The organism is Nocardiopsis listeri NBRC 13360, assembly GCF_001570765.1.
GTDB lineage: Bacteria > Actinomycetota > Actinomycetes > Streptosporangiales > Streptosporangiaceae > Nocardiopsis > Nocardiopsis listeri.
The window spans coordinates 1-927 of the sequence record NZ_BCSH01000141.1 but is presented as its reverse complement, the minus strand read 5'-3'; the positions used below and the strand labels follow the sequence as shown (position 1 = coordinate 927).

1 protein-coding gene is annotated in these 927 nt (G+C 65.8%); it reads right to left on the bottom strand.

Annotated features, from left to right (window positions below; translation table 11 throughout):
- Window positions 1-4: 4 nt before the first annotated feature.
- Window positions 5-927 (bottom strand): IS630 family transposase (locus tag NLI01S_RS24825; RefSeq protein WP_157091143.1); only part of this gene is annotated, 923 nt, incomplete at its 5' end.

Below are 927 nucleotides of genomic sequence, written 5' to 3'. Positions count from 1 at the left end.
GGAACTAGATGGTTCTGATGGTGTAGCTGGTGTGCGGGGCCTGGAAGTAACCCCGGACATGACCCGCGAGCCGCTGAACGCTACGGAAGAACGAACGCACCTGGGCCCGCATACGGCGGCGATCAGTGATGACCTCATCGGCCAGATACCGCTTCAGGTCGGCGTTGACCAGCTCGTCAGGGTTCAGATGGGGTGAATACGGCGGTAGGAAGTGCAGCTCGATCTGCTCGGCATGGTCCGCGACCCAGGCGCGTACCGCCTTGGACCGGTGAACCGAGTGCTGGTCCACCACCAGATGCACCTTGGTGTTGAAGTGCTTGATCAACCGGCCCAAGAAAGCGAGGAACACCGGGGCGGTGAAGGACCCCTCGAACACGGTGAAGTACAGCTTGCCGGTAGGGCTGATCGCGCTCATGGCGTTGACACCGAACCGGTTGCCGCTCCTGGTGGTGGTCGGCGTGCGCCCGCTCAACCCCCAGGTACGACCCGCCAAGTGGTCCGAGCGCACCCCGACCTGATCGGCGAACATCACCCGTTCTCCTTGGGCTCGGGCCCGCTCACGCAAGCCCGGCCAGGTCTGCTCGATCCACTCCTGTTGGGCTTGGGGGTCGGCTTGGAACGCGCGCCGGTCCGGGCGCTGAAAGGTCAACCCCAGGCGGCGCAGGATCTTGCGTATGCCCCGGTCGGTGAAGGTGGTGCCGAACAAGTCCTGGACCACGGCGGCGACCTTGACGGCGGTCCACAAGGTGCCGCCCACCCCCAGCTGGTGGGGTTCGTACTCCACGAGTGCTCGGGCCAGAGCCTGCTCCTGGTCGGGGGTGAGCTTGGTACGCTCGCCCGGTTTCCTGCCCGGCCTGCCCGAGCGCAGGCCCTGGGTGCCCTCTGTTTCCTGGCGGCGGCGCCAGTTATGGATCGAGTCGAGGCTGA